This is a genomic window from Lentzea sp. HUAS12 (assembly GCF_024125735.1).
Lineage (GTDB): Bacteria > Actinomycetota > Actinomycetes > Mycobacteriales > Pseudonocardiaceae > Lentzea > Lentzea albida.
In genome coordinates this window covers 6,586,363-6,601,073 of the sequence record NZ_CP099738.1, presented here as the reverse complement: position 1 = coordinate 6,601,073, position 14,711 = coordinate 6,586,363, and the positions used below count along the sequence as shown (strand labels likewise).

Annotated in this window: 11 protein-coding genes and 1 tRNA gene; 6 read left to right on the top strand and 6 right to left on the bottom strand. The window is 70.1% G+C overall.

Going from position 1 to position 14,711, the window contains the following annotated elements; genetic code table 11:
- Positions 1-34: 34 nt before the first annotated feature.
- Together ND450_RS30270 and ND450_RS30265 are read right to left on the bottom strand one after the other, a co-directional pair.
- Positions 35-1,468 carry a trehalose-6-phosphate synthase gene (locus ND450_RS30270; RefSeq protein WP_089908442.1) on the bottom strand — a complete coding sequence of 478 codons (1,434 nt, stop codon included), beginning with the start codon at positions 1,466-1,468 and terminating at the stop codon, positions 35-37.
- Positions 1,469-1,538: 70 nt separating this feature from the next.
- Positions 1,539-2,753: a threonine/serine exporter ThrE family protein gene (locus ND450_RS30265; RefSeq protein ID WP_371927441.1), complete on the bottom strand. Its 1,215-nt coding sequence runs from the start codon at positions 2,751-2,753 to the stop codon at positions 1,539-1,541.
- Between the two features lie 388 nt (positions 2,754-3,141).
- Between ND450_RS30265 and ND450_RS30260 the strand changes: the two genes are divergently transcribed.
- Both ND450_RS30260 and mgrA read left to right on the top strand, forming a co-directional pair.
- A tRNA-Thr gene (locus ND450_RS30260) sits at positions 3,142-3,217 on the top strand.
- Between the two features lie 379 nt (positions 3,218-3,596).
- Positions 3,597-4,625 (top strand): L-glyceraldehyde 3-phosphate reductase, encoded by a 1,029-nt coding sequence (mgrA, locus tag ND450_RS30255; RefSeq protein ID WP_253321868.1) that lies wholly within the window; start codon positions 3,597-3,599, stop codon positions 4,623-4,625.
- A 6-nt stretch (positions 4,626-4,631) separates the two neighbouring features.
- On the opposite strand, the gene ND450_RS30250 is transcribed toward mgrA, so the two are convergent.
- Positions 4,632-6,047: a cell wall metabolism sensor histidine kinase WalK gene (locus ND450_RS30250; RefSeq protein ID WP_253321867.1), complete on the bottom strand. Its 1,416-nt coding sequence runs from the start codon at positions 6,045-6,047 to the stop codon at positions 4,632-4,634.
- Positions 6,048-6,055: 8 nt separating this feature from the next.
- The gene (locus tag ND450_RS30245) at positions 6,056-6,763 is read right to left on the bottom strand and encodes a response regulator transcription factor (RefSeq protein ID WP_089908454.1); all 708 of its coding nucleotides are present in this window, start codon (positions 6,761-6,763) and stop codon (positions 6,056-6,058) included.
- Positions 6,764-6,891: 128 nt separating this feature from the next.
- Between ND450_RS30245 and ND450_RS30240 the strand changes: the two genes are divergently transcribed.
- Genes ND450_RS30240 through ND450_RS30230 form a run of 3 tightly spaced genes read left to right on the top strand, consistent with a single transcriptional unit; the run spans position 6,892 to position 9,503 of the window.
- Positions 6,892-8,250, top strand: a complete 1,359-nt coding sequence (locus ND450_RS30240) for a ferric reductase-like transmembrane domain-containing protein (RefSeq protein WP_253321866.1) — start codon at positions 6,892-6,894, stop codon at positions 8,248-8,250.
- A gap of 15 nt (positions 8,251-8,265) precedes the next feature.
- Positions 8,266-8,763, top strand: coding sequence for an FMN-binding protein (locus ND450_RS30235; protein WP_253321865.1), 498 nt, complete (start codon positions 8,266-8,268; stop codon positions 8,761-8,763).
- Positions 8,763-9,503 (top strand): FAD:protein FMN transferase, encoded by a 741-nt coding sequence (locus ND450_RS30230; RefSeq protein WP_253321864.1) that lies wholly within the window; start codon positions 8,763-8,765, stop codon positions 9,501-9,503. The genes ND450_RS30235 and ND450_RS30230 overlap by 1 nt, the downstream gene beginning before the upstream one ends.
- A gap of 298 nt (positions 9,504-9,801) precedes the next feature.
- On the opposite strand, the gene ND450_RS30225 is transcribed toward ND450_RS30230, so the two are convergent.
- Positions 9,802-10,836 carry an ADP-ribosylglycohydrolase family protein gene (locus ND450_RS30225; protein ID WP_253321863.1) on the bottom strand — a complete coding sequence of 345 codons (1,035 nt, stop codon included), beginning with the start codon at positions 10,834-10,836 and terminating at the stop codon, positions 9,802-9,804.
- Between the two features lie 101 nt (positions 10,837-10,937).
- Between ND450_RS30225 and ND450_RS30220 the strand changes: the two genes are divergently transcribed.
- Entirely contained in the window at positions 10,938-13,700 is a 2,763-nt protein-coding gene (locus tag ND450_RS30220; protein WP_253321862.1) for an AfsR/SARP family transcriptional regulator, read from the top strand.
- Between the two features lie 143 nt (positions 13,701-13,843).
- Here ND450_RS30220 and ND450_RS30215 read toward each other — a convergent pair whose 3' ends face one another.
- A complete protein-coding gene (locus ND450_RS30215) occupies positions 13,844-14,629 on the bottom strand; it encodes an SGNH/GDSL hydrolase family protein (RefSeq protein WP_253321861.1) in 786 nt (261 codons plus the stop codon).
- Between the last annotated feature and the right edge of the window lie 82 nt (positions 14,630-14,711).

The following is a 14,711-nucleotide window of genomic DNA, read 5'->3' as shown; positions in this document are numbered from 1 at the left end:
CACTCGATGGGTCATATGGCAGGTCTGAAAGGATTCAGACCGAGGTCTGCGTGCCCAACGCCTCCAGGAACGACCTTGCCCAGCGATCAACGTCGTGGGTGAGGACTTGGCGGCGCAGCGCGCGCATCCTACGGCGGCCTTCGGCGGGATCGATGTCGAGGGCGGCCTGCAGTGCGTTCTTGACACCGTCCAGATCATGGGGGTTCACCAGGAACGCGCTGGTCAGTTCTGCGGCAGCGCCGGCGAACTCACTGAGCACCAGAGCTCCACCAAGATCATATCGGCAGGCGACGTACTCCTTGCACACGAGGTTCATTCCGTCCCGAACGGGCGTGACGACCATGACGTCCGCCGCGCTCATGAACGCGACGAGCTCCTCGCGGTTCACCGACTGGTGCAGGTAGTGCACGACGGGCTTGCCGACGCGGCCGAACTCGCCGTTGATCCGGCCGACGGACTGCTCGATGTCCTTGCGCATCGTCACGTAGTGGTCGACGCGCTCCCGGCTGGGCGTGGCGAGCTGGACCATCGCGACGTCCTCGGGGTCCACGCGCCCGTCCGCGATCAGCTCGTACAGAGCGCGGATCCGGACGTCGATGCCCTTGGTGTAGTCGAGGCGGTCCACGCCCAGCAGGATGCGCTTGGGGTTGCCGAGGTCCGCTCGAATCTGCTTCGCGCGGGCCTGCGTCTCCTTGCGGCGGGCCACCGCGTCGAGGCCCGCGCTGTCGATCGAGATCGGGAACGCGCCGACGCGCACCGTGCGGTCGCCGACCTGGACGACACCCGGCCGGGTGCGGACGCCGACGGTGCCGCGACTCGGTTCGAGGCCGACGAGGCGCCGCGCCAGCCAGAGGAAGTTCTGCGCGCCGCCGGGACGGTGGAAGCCCACCAGGTCGGCGCCGAGCAGGCCGCGGATGATCTCCGTGCGCCACGGGAGCTGCATGAACAGCTCGACGGGCGGGAACGGGATGTGCAGGAAGAAGCCGATCTTGAGGTCGGGCCGCTGCTCGCGCAGCATCGCCGGGACGAGCTGCAGCTGGTAGTCCTGCACCCACACCGTCGCGCCCTGCGCGGCCACCTTCGCGGTCGCGTCGGCGAACCGCTGGTTGACCTTCACGTAGGTGTTCCACCAGTGCCGGTGGAACGCGGGCTGCGCCACGACGTCGTGGTAGAGCGGCCAGAGGGTGCCGTTGGAGAAGCCCTCGTAGTAGTCCTCGACGTCCTTGGCCGAGAGCTCGACGGGGTGCAGCAGCAGGCCGTCGTCCTCGAACGGCGCCACCTCGGCGTCCGCGACACCGGGCCAGCCGACCCACGCGCCGCTGTGTGAGCGGAGGAAGGGCTCCAGAGCGCTCACCAGTCCGCCGGGGCTGTGTTTCCACCGCTCGGTCCCGTCGGGCAGGCGCTCCAGGTCAACCGGCAGCCGGTTGGCCACGACTACGAATTCCGCCCCGTTCTCGCCAATGTCCATGCTCACAAATGCCCACGTTAGTGCCGACGCGAACGTGTCGCGTGTCGTGTAACGGCTGTCACAAGGAGGTTCACTCCAACCGACGCTTGGTCGGCCTGAGCGGCCCGGACAGCCGCGGTCCGGCGAACTTGCGCTCCAGCCGCCCCAGCCCGGTGCGCACCGGCTGGGCCAGGTACTCGCCGAACACGACGCCTCCCGCCAGGGCGAGTGCGATGCCGCTCGCGAACACCAGCGTGCTCAGCCCGGCCGGATCGCCTTCCGCGGTCAGCTGGAACAGGCCCCGGTAGGTGGTCCAGCCGGGCAGCAGCGGAACCACGCCCGCCTGCACGACGACGAGGGTCGGGATGCGCAGCCGGCGGGTCAGCGTCGCGCCGCCGAACCCGGTGATCGCGGCGGCCACGGCCGAACTGAGCAGCGCGTCCAGGCCGAGGCTCGTCATGAGGCCGTAGGCGGCCGTGCCGATCGCACCGGAGACGGCGGCGGCGACGAGCGCGCGGGGCCGCGCGTAGCAGGCGAGTGCGAAGAACGCGCTCGTCGCCGCACCGGCCGCGAACTGCATCGGCACGGCGGAGATCAGCGCGGGCAGGGGATCGCTGAGCTTGATGTCCAGTCCGAAGTGGACGGCTGAGCGGATCGCCAGCGCGACGCCCGCGATCAGGCCCGCGCTGAGCAGCACGGTCTCGACGGTGCGGCCCGCGGCGGTGACGTTGTAGCCGGAGATCGCGTCCTGCACGGTGCTGACCAGGGCGAGCCCGGACAGCAGCACGACGATGCCGACCGCGACCAGCAGGCTCGGCCGCACCGGCAGCAACCCGGTCGAGTAGATCGCCAGCGCGGCACCCGTGCCGAGCGCGCCACCGACCAGCTGCTGGAAGAAGAACGGCAGGTTGCGCCGGTTGAGGACCCGGCCGACCCGGTCGACCACGGCGGTGATCGCGGCGGCGGTGAGCGCGAGCACGAGCCCGCCGCCCACGAGGAACGCGACCGCGGCGGCCATGCCTCCCCACGCGGCGGTGGCGACCCACCGCGGGTACGGGTGTTTGGCGTTCACGATGTCTTCGAGCCGTGCGTGCGCTTCCTCGATCGGCCCCAGGTTGCGCACGAGGTGCTCGACGTCCGCCAGGCGCGTGTAGTCGAGGCTCCGCTGCCGGACGACCCTGATCGACGTGATCGGCAACGCCTCCGTGCCGCGATGACACGACACGCTGATGGAGGTGTAGATCACGTCGACCTCGGTGTGCGGCAGTCCATAGCTCTCGGTGACCGAGAGAATCGTCGCTGTCACATCGGCCGCACCGGCTCCACTGGACATTTGGACCTCACCGATCTTCAGGGCGAGATCGAGTACCAGGTGAACCGTGGTGTCATCGGGCAGAGCGGGGCCGTGCAGGCTGTTCGTGGAAATCTTTCGCACCTCCGTCGTGTGATCGTGACGGACACTTCGGCTGTTGCTGTGTCATCGGCCACCTCCGATCGGGCGACCCGAAAAGGAGGACATGATCACTGTCCGTTGGTTACCCTCCTGACCTGGTCAAGGCGGTCACTCCGACGCATTGATCCACTCAGTTGGTTGGTCCGACTCCGGTCGGAGCAATCCGATCACACTGAGAGCAGACCGTTCGCCGCAGGTAGCACCCGCAACGGGCGCTTACGATGTTCGCGAACACGAGCCGGCCGGCGTAGCTCAATTGGCAGAGCACTCGCCTTGTAAGCGAAAGGTTAGGGGTTCGATTCCCCTCGCCGGCTCCATCGGAAACGGGGGTCCGCCCAGGTCGGGTGGACCCCCGTCCCATTCCGGAACGTGTTCCGCCACGTTTGTTCGGACGAGCTCGGAGAAGCCCGCAGCACCGGGCGTGGCGGACGACCAGCCGGGGATCCGCGCGACCCGGCCTGCTCCGCTCGCCCACTGCCAGGCTGGTCCGTTCGCCAGTTCGCAACTCGGTGTGCCACCGGGCTTTCCGGGCGGGACGGCGAGATCCGCCGCAAGACTGAACCTGTTCACACGTGAACACACGTCGGCAGGACCGTCTTCGGCCGGTGTCAGGCTGCTATAGGCGTTCGTTGTCCACTCGAGACAGAGCGGATCATGTCCTGCTCTGTCCCACGAGGACGTGACATTGTTGGTCCCATGTCCTACCTCGCGGATAGCGCGCGCTACGACCAGATGACTTACCGGCGGACGGGGCGCAGCGGTCTCAAGCTGCCCGCCATCTCCCTCGGTCTGTGGCACAACTTCGGCGGCGACCGGCCGTACGAGCTGGGCCGCGGGATCGCGCGGAGGGCGTTCGACCTCGGTGTCACGCACTTCGACCTCGCCAACAACTACGGTCCGCCCTACGGCTCGGCGGAGATCACGTTCGGGCAGATCCTGAAGGACGATCTCCGGCCGTACCGCGACGAGCTGGTGATCTCGTCGAAGGCGGGCTACGACATGTGGCCGGGTCCGTACGGCGAGTGGGGCAGCCGCAAGTACCTGCTCAGCTCGCTCGACCAGTCGCTGACCCGGATGGGCCTCGACTACGTCGACATCTTCTACTCGCACCGGTTCGACCCCGAGACGCCGCTCGAGGAGACGATGGGCGCGCTCGTGTCCGCGGTGCAGCAGGGCAAGGCGCTCTACGTCGGCATCTCGTCGTACTCGCCCGCGAAGACCCGCGAGGCCGCACAGCTGCTGAAGTCGGCCGGGGTGCCGTTGCTGATCCACCAGCCGTCCTACTCGATGCTCAACCGCTGGATCGAGCCCGAGCTGCTGGACACCCTGGAGGAGGTCGGCGCCGGCTGCATCGCGTTCTCGCCGCTCGCGCAGGGCATGCTGACCGACCGCTACCTCGACGGGATCCCCGAGGGGTCGCGGGCGACGCAGGGCAAGTCGCTGTCGACGGACCTGCTGACCGAGCAGAACCTCGGCCGCATCCGGTCGCTGAACGAGATCGCCAAGTCGCGCGGGCAGTCGCTCGCGCAGCTGGCGCTGACGTGGACGATCCGGGACCCGCGGGTGACGTCGGCGTTGATCGGCGCGTCCTCGGTGGGGCAGCTGGAGCAGAACCTCGCGGCGTTGCAGGCGCCGCCGCTGACCGACGACGAACTGGCCGAGATCGACAAGTACGCCGTCGAGTCGGGCATCGACCTGTGGGCGACGAGCTCGCAGGCGGAGTGAACTGAGTCAGGCCGGGTGCCGGGGGAGGCGGATCGTGAACACCGTCGCCCCCGGCCGGCTCGCCAGCTCGATCGTCCCGCCGTGCGCCTCCACCAGCGACTGCACCACCGCGAGCCCCAGCCCGCTGCCCCCGCGCTGCCGGGTCCGCGAGTCGTCCACGCGGTAGAACCGGTCGAAGATCCGCGCCTGGTCCGCCGCGGGGATGCCGGGACCGGTGTCGCTGACCCGGATCACCGCCCAGCCGTTCTCGGCGGTCACCTTCAGCTGGACCGACGTGCCCGCGGGCGTGTGCACGGCCGCGTTGGTCAGCAGGTTGTCGAGCACCTGCCGCAGCCGGGTCGGGTCCGCGGTCATGGTCACCGTGTCGGCGTCCAGCGACAGCGAGTGCGTCGGACGGGCCGCCTGGAACGCGTCCGCCGCCGCCTCCGCGACGACCGAGAGGTCGAGCTCCTCGGGGCGCAGCGGCGGTTCGGACTCGGCGGAGTCCAGGCGCGCCAGCAACAACAGGTCGTCCAGCAGGACGCTCATGCGGGACGCCTCGGACCGCAGCTTCTCCAGGTGCTTCTCGCGTTCGCCCGGCTCGTTGGCCGCCGCGTACTTGAAGAGGTCCGCGTAGCCCCGCAACGACGTGAGGGGCGTCCTCAACTCGTGTGAGGCGTCGGCGATGAACCGGCGGAGGCGTTGCTCTGCGGCCGTGCGGGCCGCCAAAGAAGAGTCGATGTGCGCGAGCATCTTGTTGAACGCCTCGCGCAGCTCCTCGACCTCGACGCCGCCGCCTCGTCCGTCCACGCGGACGGTGAGGTCGCCCGAGTCGGTGAGGTCGTGCGAGGAGATGTCGTGCGCGGTGTCGGCCATGTCCGACAACGGCCGCATGCCCTTGCGGATCAGCGCCTGACCGCCCGCGACCAGCGCGATCAGCGCGGCCATGAACGCGATCACGGCGACCGTGACCAGCTGGGAGATCGTGTCGTCGCGGTCGGTGGTCGGAGCCGCGCTGACGAGGATCCACTCGTCCTTGACGACCTGGCACGCGCGCAGCCGGAACTTGCCCTCGCCGCGCAGGTACTCGGTCTGGAACTCGTCGGCGGTCAGCGCCCTCCTCGCGAGCGCGTCGAACTCCTCGCGGTCGGCGGGCTGCTGGTCGCCCGGCTGGGCCTGGAGCTGACCGTCCTCGATCTTGTAGACGACGGCGTACCAGTCCGGCGGCAGCTTGGAGACCTTGCCGTGGGCGTCGATCTCCTTGACCGCGCTCGTCTGGCTGATCACCATCTGGTCGTCGAGGCGGCGGTCGAGGAAGTCCTTCATCGACGAGACCATGACCCAGCCGACGATCGCGAACACGGTCAGCGCCAGGGCACCGAGGCCCAGGGCGAGGCGGGTGCCGAGCCGCCAGTCGCGCACCGGCTTCACGCGGAAGTCCATCGAGGGACTCACTCGGCTGCTCGGCGGAGCACGTACCCCACACCGCGCACGGTGTGGATCAACGGCTCGCGGCCGTCGTCGAGCTTGCGGCGCAGGTGGGAGATGACCAGCTCGACGACGTTGGAGCGGCCGCCGAAGTCGTACTCCCACACGTGGTCGAGGATCTGCGCCTTCGTCAGCACGGCAGGCGAGCGCCGCATCAGGTACCGCAGCAGCTCGTACTCGGTCGGCGTCAGCGTCACGAGCTTGCCGCCGCGGCGGACCTCGCGGGTGTCCTCGTCCATCACCAGATCGGACACCTTCAGCACCGAACGCTTCCACGACGGACCCGTCGAGCGGCGCAGCACGGCCCTCAACCGGGCCATCAGCTCCTCGACCGAGAACGGTTTCACGAGGTAGTCGTCGCCGCCGCGGGTGAGGCCCGCCACGCGGTCCGCGGTGCCGTCACGGGCCGTCAGGAAGACCACCGGCACCATCGCGCCGGCCGACCGGAGTCGATCGAGAACGGTGAACCCGTCCAGGTCGGGCAGCATGAGGTCGAGCACGACGATGTCCGGCTGGAACTCGGCCGCCTCTCTCAACGCCTCTTCGCCGTTGAGCGCCGTCGCGGCCTGCCAGCCCTCGTACCGGGCGACCGTCGCGACCAGGTCAGCGATGTGCGGCTCGTCATCCACGACGAGCAATCGAACCGAGTTGCCCTTGTCCACGTGTCTCATGGTGCGTCACCCGGTGGCTCCTCCGCTCGATCGACAGGAAGTCGACAGCGCGGGCAAAGGGGAGCCACAGCTCGAACGCTGAGGATCGACACCGACCGACCGAGACCGCCCTGACCGAGGAGCCCGCCGTGACGACCACCCTGCAGCACCCCGTGCGACCGGCTCCGGCCGGCCGGGCGACGCCGCACAAGGTGCTGGCCAAAGCCGGCCTGTACGTGTTCCTCCTCGCCAACGCGGCCTTCGTGACGTACCTGTTCAACGCGGCGGGCGTCGGCACGAACAAGCTGGTCAACTTCGGCAGGCTCGCGGGCCTCTACGGCGCGCTCGCCATGGCGTTCCAGCTGCTGCTGGTGGCCCGGCTGCCGTGGCTCGACCGGCGCCTGGGCATGGACAAGCTCACCTCGTGGCACCGCTGGGTCGGCTTCACGATCTTCTTCACCCTGATCGGCCACCTCGTCTTCATCGCGTTCGGCAACGCGGGCTCGGAAGGGCCGATCGCCGAGATCATCCGGCAGGCGACCGAGCTGGAGGGCATCCTCCGCGCGCTCGTGGCGTGGGCGATCATCATGGTCGTCGGCGTCGTCTCGGCCCGCTTCGCGCGGCGCCGGCTGGCCTACGAGACCTGGCACTTCATCCACCTCTACACCTACGTGGCGATCTTCCTCGCGTTCTCGCACCAGGTGGCGGTGGGCAGCACGTTCCGCAAGTCCGCGCTCGCGACCGGCTACTGGTGGGGCCTCTGGGCGTTCGCGCTCGGCTCCGTCCTCATCGGACGCGTGGTGCTCCCGCTCTACCGCAACTGGCGCCACCAGTTCCGGGTCGCCGCCGTCGTGCCGGAGGCGCACAACGTCGTCTCCGTCTACATCGAGGGCAAGGACCTGGACCAGCTCGGCGCCCGCGCCGGCCAGTTCTTCCTCTGGCGCTTCCTGACCAAGGACCGCTGGTGGCAGGCCAACCCGTTCTCGCTGTCCGCGGCGCCGAACGGCAAGTACCTGCGGCTCACCGCGAAGGCCCTGGGCACCGGCAGTGCGGACATCCGCAACATCAAGGTCGGCACGCGCGTGTTCGCCGAAGGCCCGTACGGCGCGTTCACGACCATGCACCAGACCAAGCCCAACGCGCTCCTCGTCGCGGGCGGTGTCGGCGTCACGCCGGTCCGCGCGCTGCTGGAGGAGATCAAGGGCCACGTCGTGGTGCTCTACCGGGTCAGCGACCCCCGCGAGGCCGTGCTGCTGCGCGAGCTCGAAGGGCTCGCCAGGGCCAAGGGCGCGGCGCTGCGCCTGGTCACCGGTTCGTCGAAGACCATCACCGCGAACGGCCCGTTGCTCGGCCCCGAGAACATCGCCGCGCTCGTGCCGGACGTGCAGGACCGCGACGTCTTCATCTGCGGCCCCGGCGGCATGACCGACGCGGTGATCAAGAGCCTCGACGAACTGGGAGTTCCCGGCAACCAGGTCCACGCCGAGCGCTTCGCGCTGGCCAACTGAGAAGGGTCCGACGACGTGAAGAGGGCAATTCCCGTTCTGGCGCTGAGCGTGGCCGGCCTGGTCCCGGTCTGGCTCTACTCGCCGGCGTCCGGTCACGAGGGCGAGCTCAGCGAGGTCGCCGCGCCGCCCGTGCAGCAACAGCAGGCCGCACCGCAGACCACGACCGCTCCGCAGACCACCGGTGCCGCGCCCAAGACCACCGGGGCGGCGCCCAAGACGACGACCCAGCAGCAGCAAACCCAGCAGCAGGCCCAGAACCGCACGGTGTCCGGGCCCGCGGTGAACACGTCCGAGGGCACCGTGCAGGTGCAGGTGACGCTGCAGGGCACCAAGATCGTCGACGTGAAGGCGTTGCGGGCGCCCAACAGCAACCCGACCAGGATGGCGCTGCCGCTGCTGCGCGAGTCGGCGCTCAAGGCGCAGAGCGCGGACATCGACACGGTGTCCGGCGCGACCGCGACCTCCGAGGGCTACAAGCAGTCGCTGCAGGCCGCGATCGACCAGGCGAAGTGATGGCCGTGCGGCGCGTCGAGCAGATCATGGGGCTGCCGATCTCGGTGGACCTCCGCGACGGGGACGCCGCACTGGCCGACCGGGCGTTCGCCTGGCTGCGCGAGGCGGACGCGCGGTTCTCGCCGTTCAAGCCGGACAGCGAGGTGTCCCGGCTGGACCGGGGTGAGCTCACCAGGGAGGAGCTCACCCCGGATCTCGTCGAGGTCCTGTCGCTGTGCGACTGGTACGAGCAGTCGACCGGCGGCGCGTTCACGGCGTCCGTGCCGGGGCGTGGACTCGACCCGTGCGCGGTCGTGAAGGGCTGGGCCGTGCAACGTGCGGCGGACCTGCTGCGCGAGGGCGGCGCCACGACGTTCTGCGTCAACGCGGGCGGTGACGTCGTCACCGCCGGCGAGCCCGAACCCGGAAAGCCTTGGCGCGTAGGCGTTCGGCATCCCGATCTCGCCGACCAGCTGAGCGTCGTGCTCGGCGTGCGCGACGGAGCCGTTGCCACGTCAGCGTTGTACGAACGCGGGCAGCACATTCTCGACGGCCGCACCGGGCAGCCCGTCACGGGAATTCTCTCGGTCACCGTTTTCTCCGACGACCTCGCGATCGCGGACACCACTGCCACAGCAGCGTTCGCGCTGGGCAGGGAGGGGATCGAGTGGGCGGCGGCGCAGGAGGACTGCGAGGTGTTCATCGTCGACGAAGATCGTCGGGTGCACTCCAGCCCTGGACTTCCCGTGCACGTCTGTTAACATGCTCGCCCAACGGAGCGTTGACTCCGGGGCACGTTCTTCGTTGATCAAGAGCTGGATCGGAGCTCGCGCTCGGGGCAAGTCCCGGCCTGCTGTCGACCAACTGCTCGTGCGAGAAGGCCTGCTGTGGCGCGAATTCGGGAGCGCACCACAGCAGGCCTTTTCTGTGTTTGTCGGCCGCTGCTCCGCAGACGGCGGCGAGTTCGCCGGGAAGCTGGTCGTCCGCCCGCCGCTTCGCCGTGATTGGGCTTCGCCGAATCACGACGAAGAGGCGAACGGACGACCAGCGCGAACTCGCTTACACGTAGCGGTCTTCGTTGAAGTCCAGGTTCACCGCGGACATGCCGAGGTCGCGGCCCATCGCGTCCAGCACGTCCACCATCTCCAACCCCATCAGCCAGTCGCGGGGCAGCGCCTCGGTGCCGTGCAACGCCCCGAGCACGTTGCCCGTCAACGCCGCCGTCGCGTCGCTGCCGCCGGAGTGGTTGGCGGCGGCGCGCATCGCGTCCACGAACTGCGCCGGCTTCGGGTGCGTCAGCACGGTGTAGACCGCGATCGCCAGCGCCTCCGGGCCGGTCCAGCCGCTGCCGAGCCGGTCGACGCGCACGGGTGCGGAACCGTCGTGCTCCTCGGCCAGCACCACGGCGCGCGTCAGCACGGTCGCGGTGTACGTGTCGTCGCGCAGCACGCGGCCGATCACCTGGTCGATCGCCTCGCGCAGCGGCCTGCCCTTCACGGCGAGCAGGTGCACCAGCAGCGCCAGCGCGCCGCCGGACACCCAGCCGCCGGTGCCGCCGTGCGTCAGGGCCGCGAAGCGGCAGCCGAGGTCGTACGCGATCGCCGCGGACGGTGCGAAGCCCGCCGGTGCGGTGCGCGTGACGCCGTTGCAGCCGGAGGACTCGTTGTGCGGGTTCTCCGGAGTGGACGGTGTCTCGGCGGCCAGAGCGCGCAGGCACGTGAGGCCCGGCGAGCGGCTCTCGTACAGCCGTTCGTCCGCGAGCAGGCCGGTCGAGCCGTGTTCCGGGGCCGGCTGCTGCTGCGTGACGAGCCAGCGCCGGTAGCTGTGCCAGACCATCTCCGACGGCTCCCACTCGCCGGTGCGTTTCCCGCGCACCCACGCGCGCAGGTAACCGTCGGCGGTGAAGAGGGTCAGCTGGGTGTCGTCCGTGAACAGCGCGGGCTTCGGGGGTCCCAGGACGCCCTCGGGACCGTGTTCGCGCTGGATGTCGGCCCAGCCGAGGTACTGCACGGGCGCACCGAGCGCATCACCGAGAGCGCCGCCGAGAAGGCACCCGGCGCCGCGGTCAACCACGGAGTTCCGATCTCGCGGCACGGGTGAACAGTAGCGTCCCGCGAATCTGAGCCGTACTTGTATCTGAGACTGCGACGCCCGCACCTTCTGAAGAGACGAGGTCAGCGCACCTGAGGAGGGGCATGCGGAGCAAAACCGGACTCGAGTTCGGCGTGCTCGGTCCACTCCAGGTGCTCGCGGACGGACGGCTCGTCCAGATGGGCCGTCGAGGCATGCGCGGACTGCTGGCGATGCTGGTCGTCGAGGCGAACCGACCCGTCTCGATCGACCAGATCGTCGACGCGCTGTGGACGGAGCAGCCTCCGGCCACCGCGCGGACGATCGTGCACGGCTACGTCTCGCGGTTGCGCAAGGTGCTGGAGGAGGCCGATCCCGCGGGCTCCGCGACGATCCGCACCACGCCGACCGGCTACGAGCTGACCGTCGACCCGTGGCGTCTCGACCTGCACCGCGCCCGGCAGCTCGTGGCGTCCTCCCGCGGCAAGCCCGCCGCCATCAGGGCGGGCTTGCTGCGCGAGGCGCTGGGACTGTGGCGGGGGCCGGTGCTCTCCGACGTGCCGGGCGACCCGATGACCTCGGACCTCGAAGAGCTGCGGCTGTCCGCGTTGGAGGAACGCATCGACGCCGAGCTCGAACTGGGCCGCCACCTGGAGCTGGTGGGCGAGCTGCGCGGGCTGTGCACCGAGTACCCGTTCCGGGAACGCCTGGTGGCCCACAGCATGCGCGCGCTCTACCGGTCCGGGCAGCGCGCCGACGCTCTCGAGGCGTACCAGCGGTTCCAGCGCCGCGCGGTGGACGAGCTGGGCATCGATCCGGGGCCGCAGCTGCGGGCGTTGCACGAGCAGGTGCTGCGCGACGACCCGTCGTTGAGCGTGATCGGGCCCGTCGAACGGCCGGTCGCGCCGCGCGCGGGGATCGTGGCGCCGGCGTTGCTGCCCGCGTCCGCGACCCGCCTGTTCGGCCGCGAGGACGACACCTCGTGGCTCGACGAGGTCGTCACCGCCAGGAACCTGCTGGCCACCGCGGTGGCCGTGCTGACCGGTGCGCCCGGTGTCGGCAAGAGCGCTCTCGCGATCACGTGGGGGCACGAGAACTCGGACATGTTCCCGCACGGCGTGCTGTTCGCGTCGCTCGGCGACACCGAGCCGGGCGAGGTGCTGACCCGGTTCCTGGTGGCGATGGGCGTGCCGGCGGACGGCGTGCCGGTCGGCGTCGAGGACCGCGTCGGGCTCTACCGCTCGCTGCTGCACCGCCGCCGCGTGCTCGTGGTGCTCGACGACGCGACTGCGTTCGACCAGGTCCAGCCCCTGCTGCCGCCCGGCTCCGGCTCGGTGGTGCTCGTGACCTCGCGGTCGCAGCTGGAACGGCTGGTCGTCACCAACAGCGCCCGCGTGCGCAAGCTCGGCCCGCTGGACGACGATTCGGCGCGTGCGCTGGTGGACGACGTGCTGGGCAAGCCGTTGTCCGACGAGGACCCGGCGGCCGCGCGGAAGCTCGCCGAGCTGTGCGGCGGGCTGCCGCTGGCGCTGCGGGTGGCCGCCGCGAAGCTCGTGATCAGTCCGGAGTGGACGGTCGAGGAGCTCGTGGGGGAGCTCGCCGACGACGGGCAGCGGATGCGCGGCCTCGACCTGCCGGAGGCGGGACTGGGGGTGTCGCGGGCACTGGACCTGTCGACCCGCGACCTGCCCTCCGAGCTCGGCGAGGTCTTCCAGTCCGTCGGCATGGCGCCCGGCCGGTGGATGTCGCCGCACGCCGTCGCCGCGCTGACCCGCACCCGCGTCGAGTCGGCGCGCTCGCGGCTGGCCCAGCTCGTCGGGGTGAACCTGCTGGTCGAACCGTGGCCGGACGGCTTCACCATGCACGAGCTGGTGCGCCTGTACGTGCGCGGCGCGGGCCGGGCGGACCTGGACTCGTTGCGGCGCCTGGTGAACTACTACCTCGTCGCGTGCGACCACGTCCGCCGGGCCATCCGGCCGGTGCGGGACGGGCTGGACTTCGCCCTGGGGGACAACGGTTCCACCGCGTTGCCGGAGTTCGGTGACCCGATCGACTGGTTCGACCAGGAGTGGCCCAACATCGTCGCGGTCGTGCACGCGGCGGCGGAAAGGGGCCTGCACGACCAGGTGTGGCAGCTCGTGAGGCTGCTGCACCACTACGCGACCGCGCGCGCACTCACCGGCGAGTGGGTGGCGTTGGTCGGGTTCGGCCTGGCCGCGGCCGAGGTGACGGGGAGCCGCCTCGGACAGGTCCTGATGCTGGACACGACCTACACGACGAACGCCCGGCTGGGACGCGCCGTCCTGCTGCCGGACGCCCGTCGGGCGCACCGGCTCGCGACCGAGCTGGGCGAGCGCCAGTACCTGGTGCTGACGCTCGCCCAGCTCGCCGACGTCCTGTTCCGGTTGGAGCTGCACGACGAGGCGCTGCTGCACTTCTGGGAGTCCGTGCAGCTCGCGCAGCAGTCCGGTGACGTGGTCGGCGAGGCCCACGGGCTCAACAACGTGGCGCAGGTCGAACAGGCCCGCGGACACGTGGAAGTGGCGCTGCGGCACCAGTCCCACGCCGTCGACGTCTACCGGCGCTCCGGGGACGACCTCGCGTTGATGCGCGGCCTCGCCAACCTCGCCGAGCTGCACCTGCAGGCCGGCGCGCTGGACCGGGCGGAGGCACTGGCCCGCCAGGTCGTCGACCAGGCCTCGGTGGCCGAGGTGACGTACCTGGAGGGGTTCGGGCGGCACGTTCTCGGCGGCGTGTTGCTCCGGCGGGCGGAACGGGTTGCTGCGGCAGCGGAATTGACGGAGGCGTTGCGCCTGTACGCGCAGGTCAACTCGGCGCGCGCGGTCGAGGTGCGGACCCTTCTGGACTCGCTCTCGTCCGAGGTTTAGCGCGCGTTTAGTCGACTGGTCCCAAAGCATGGGATGTTGGACGAGCAGGCTGCCGAGTGGGGGATTGCCGAGGGGGCAAGGCGTCTGCTTTGAAGAAGGCCCGACCGGCACTCGGGGGAGAATGCCGGTCGGGCCTTCGCCTTTTACTGGAAGTTCTCTTCGGCGCAACGCGCGAGTGGTAGCAACTCCGGCCGTTTCGGCGCGAGGCCGTCCCCCATCGACTCGCCCCGGAGCGTGCGGCCGATCCACGGCACCACGTACTCGCGGGCCCACTTCAGGTCCGCCTTGCGCTGGGTGACCCAGTCCGCCTCCTCGAGCGCGGGCCACGGCGCGTTCCACGAGTGGTCGTCGGTCAGGCCGAGCACCTCGGCGGCCTTGAGGGCGACCCGCTGGTGGCCCTCCGGCGAGAGGTGCAGCCTGTCCTCGCTCCACGCGCGACGGTCGTGCAGCGCGTGCATCGACCACAGGTCGACCATGCGGCAGTGGTAGCGCTCGGCGATCGACCACAGGTGCGCGTTGTAGATGGCGACCTTGCCGCGCAGGCTCCTGAGCAGCGGTGTCGCCTTGGTGTCGAAGCCGGTGAAGATCACGACGTCGGCCCCGGCCGCCCTGAGGTCGGCCACCGCCACCTCGTACACCTCGGCCAGCGCGTCCGGGTCGCTGTTCGGCAGCATGATGTCGTTGCCGCCACCGCAGAACGTCACCAGGTCCGGCTTGAGCGAGATCGCGAGCGGCACCTGGTCGTCGATGATCTCCTGCAGCATCTTGCCGCGGATCGCGAAGTTGGCGTACCGGAACTCGGGTGCCTGCCGGGCGATCATGCCCGCCAGCCGGTCCGCCCAGCCGACGTAGGTGTCTCCCGGGCCGGGATCGTCCATGCCTTCGGTGAAGCTGTCCCCCAGGGACACGAGACTGTTCCAACGCAGCACAACATCCCCCTTCTTCCGTGCGACGTACCTTGCTCCTCGCCGGCGGGCTCCCGTCCGGAGGCGACTAGTTAGCATGCACAAT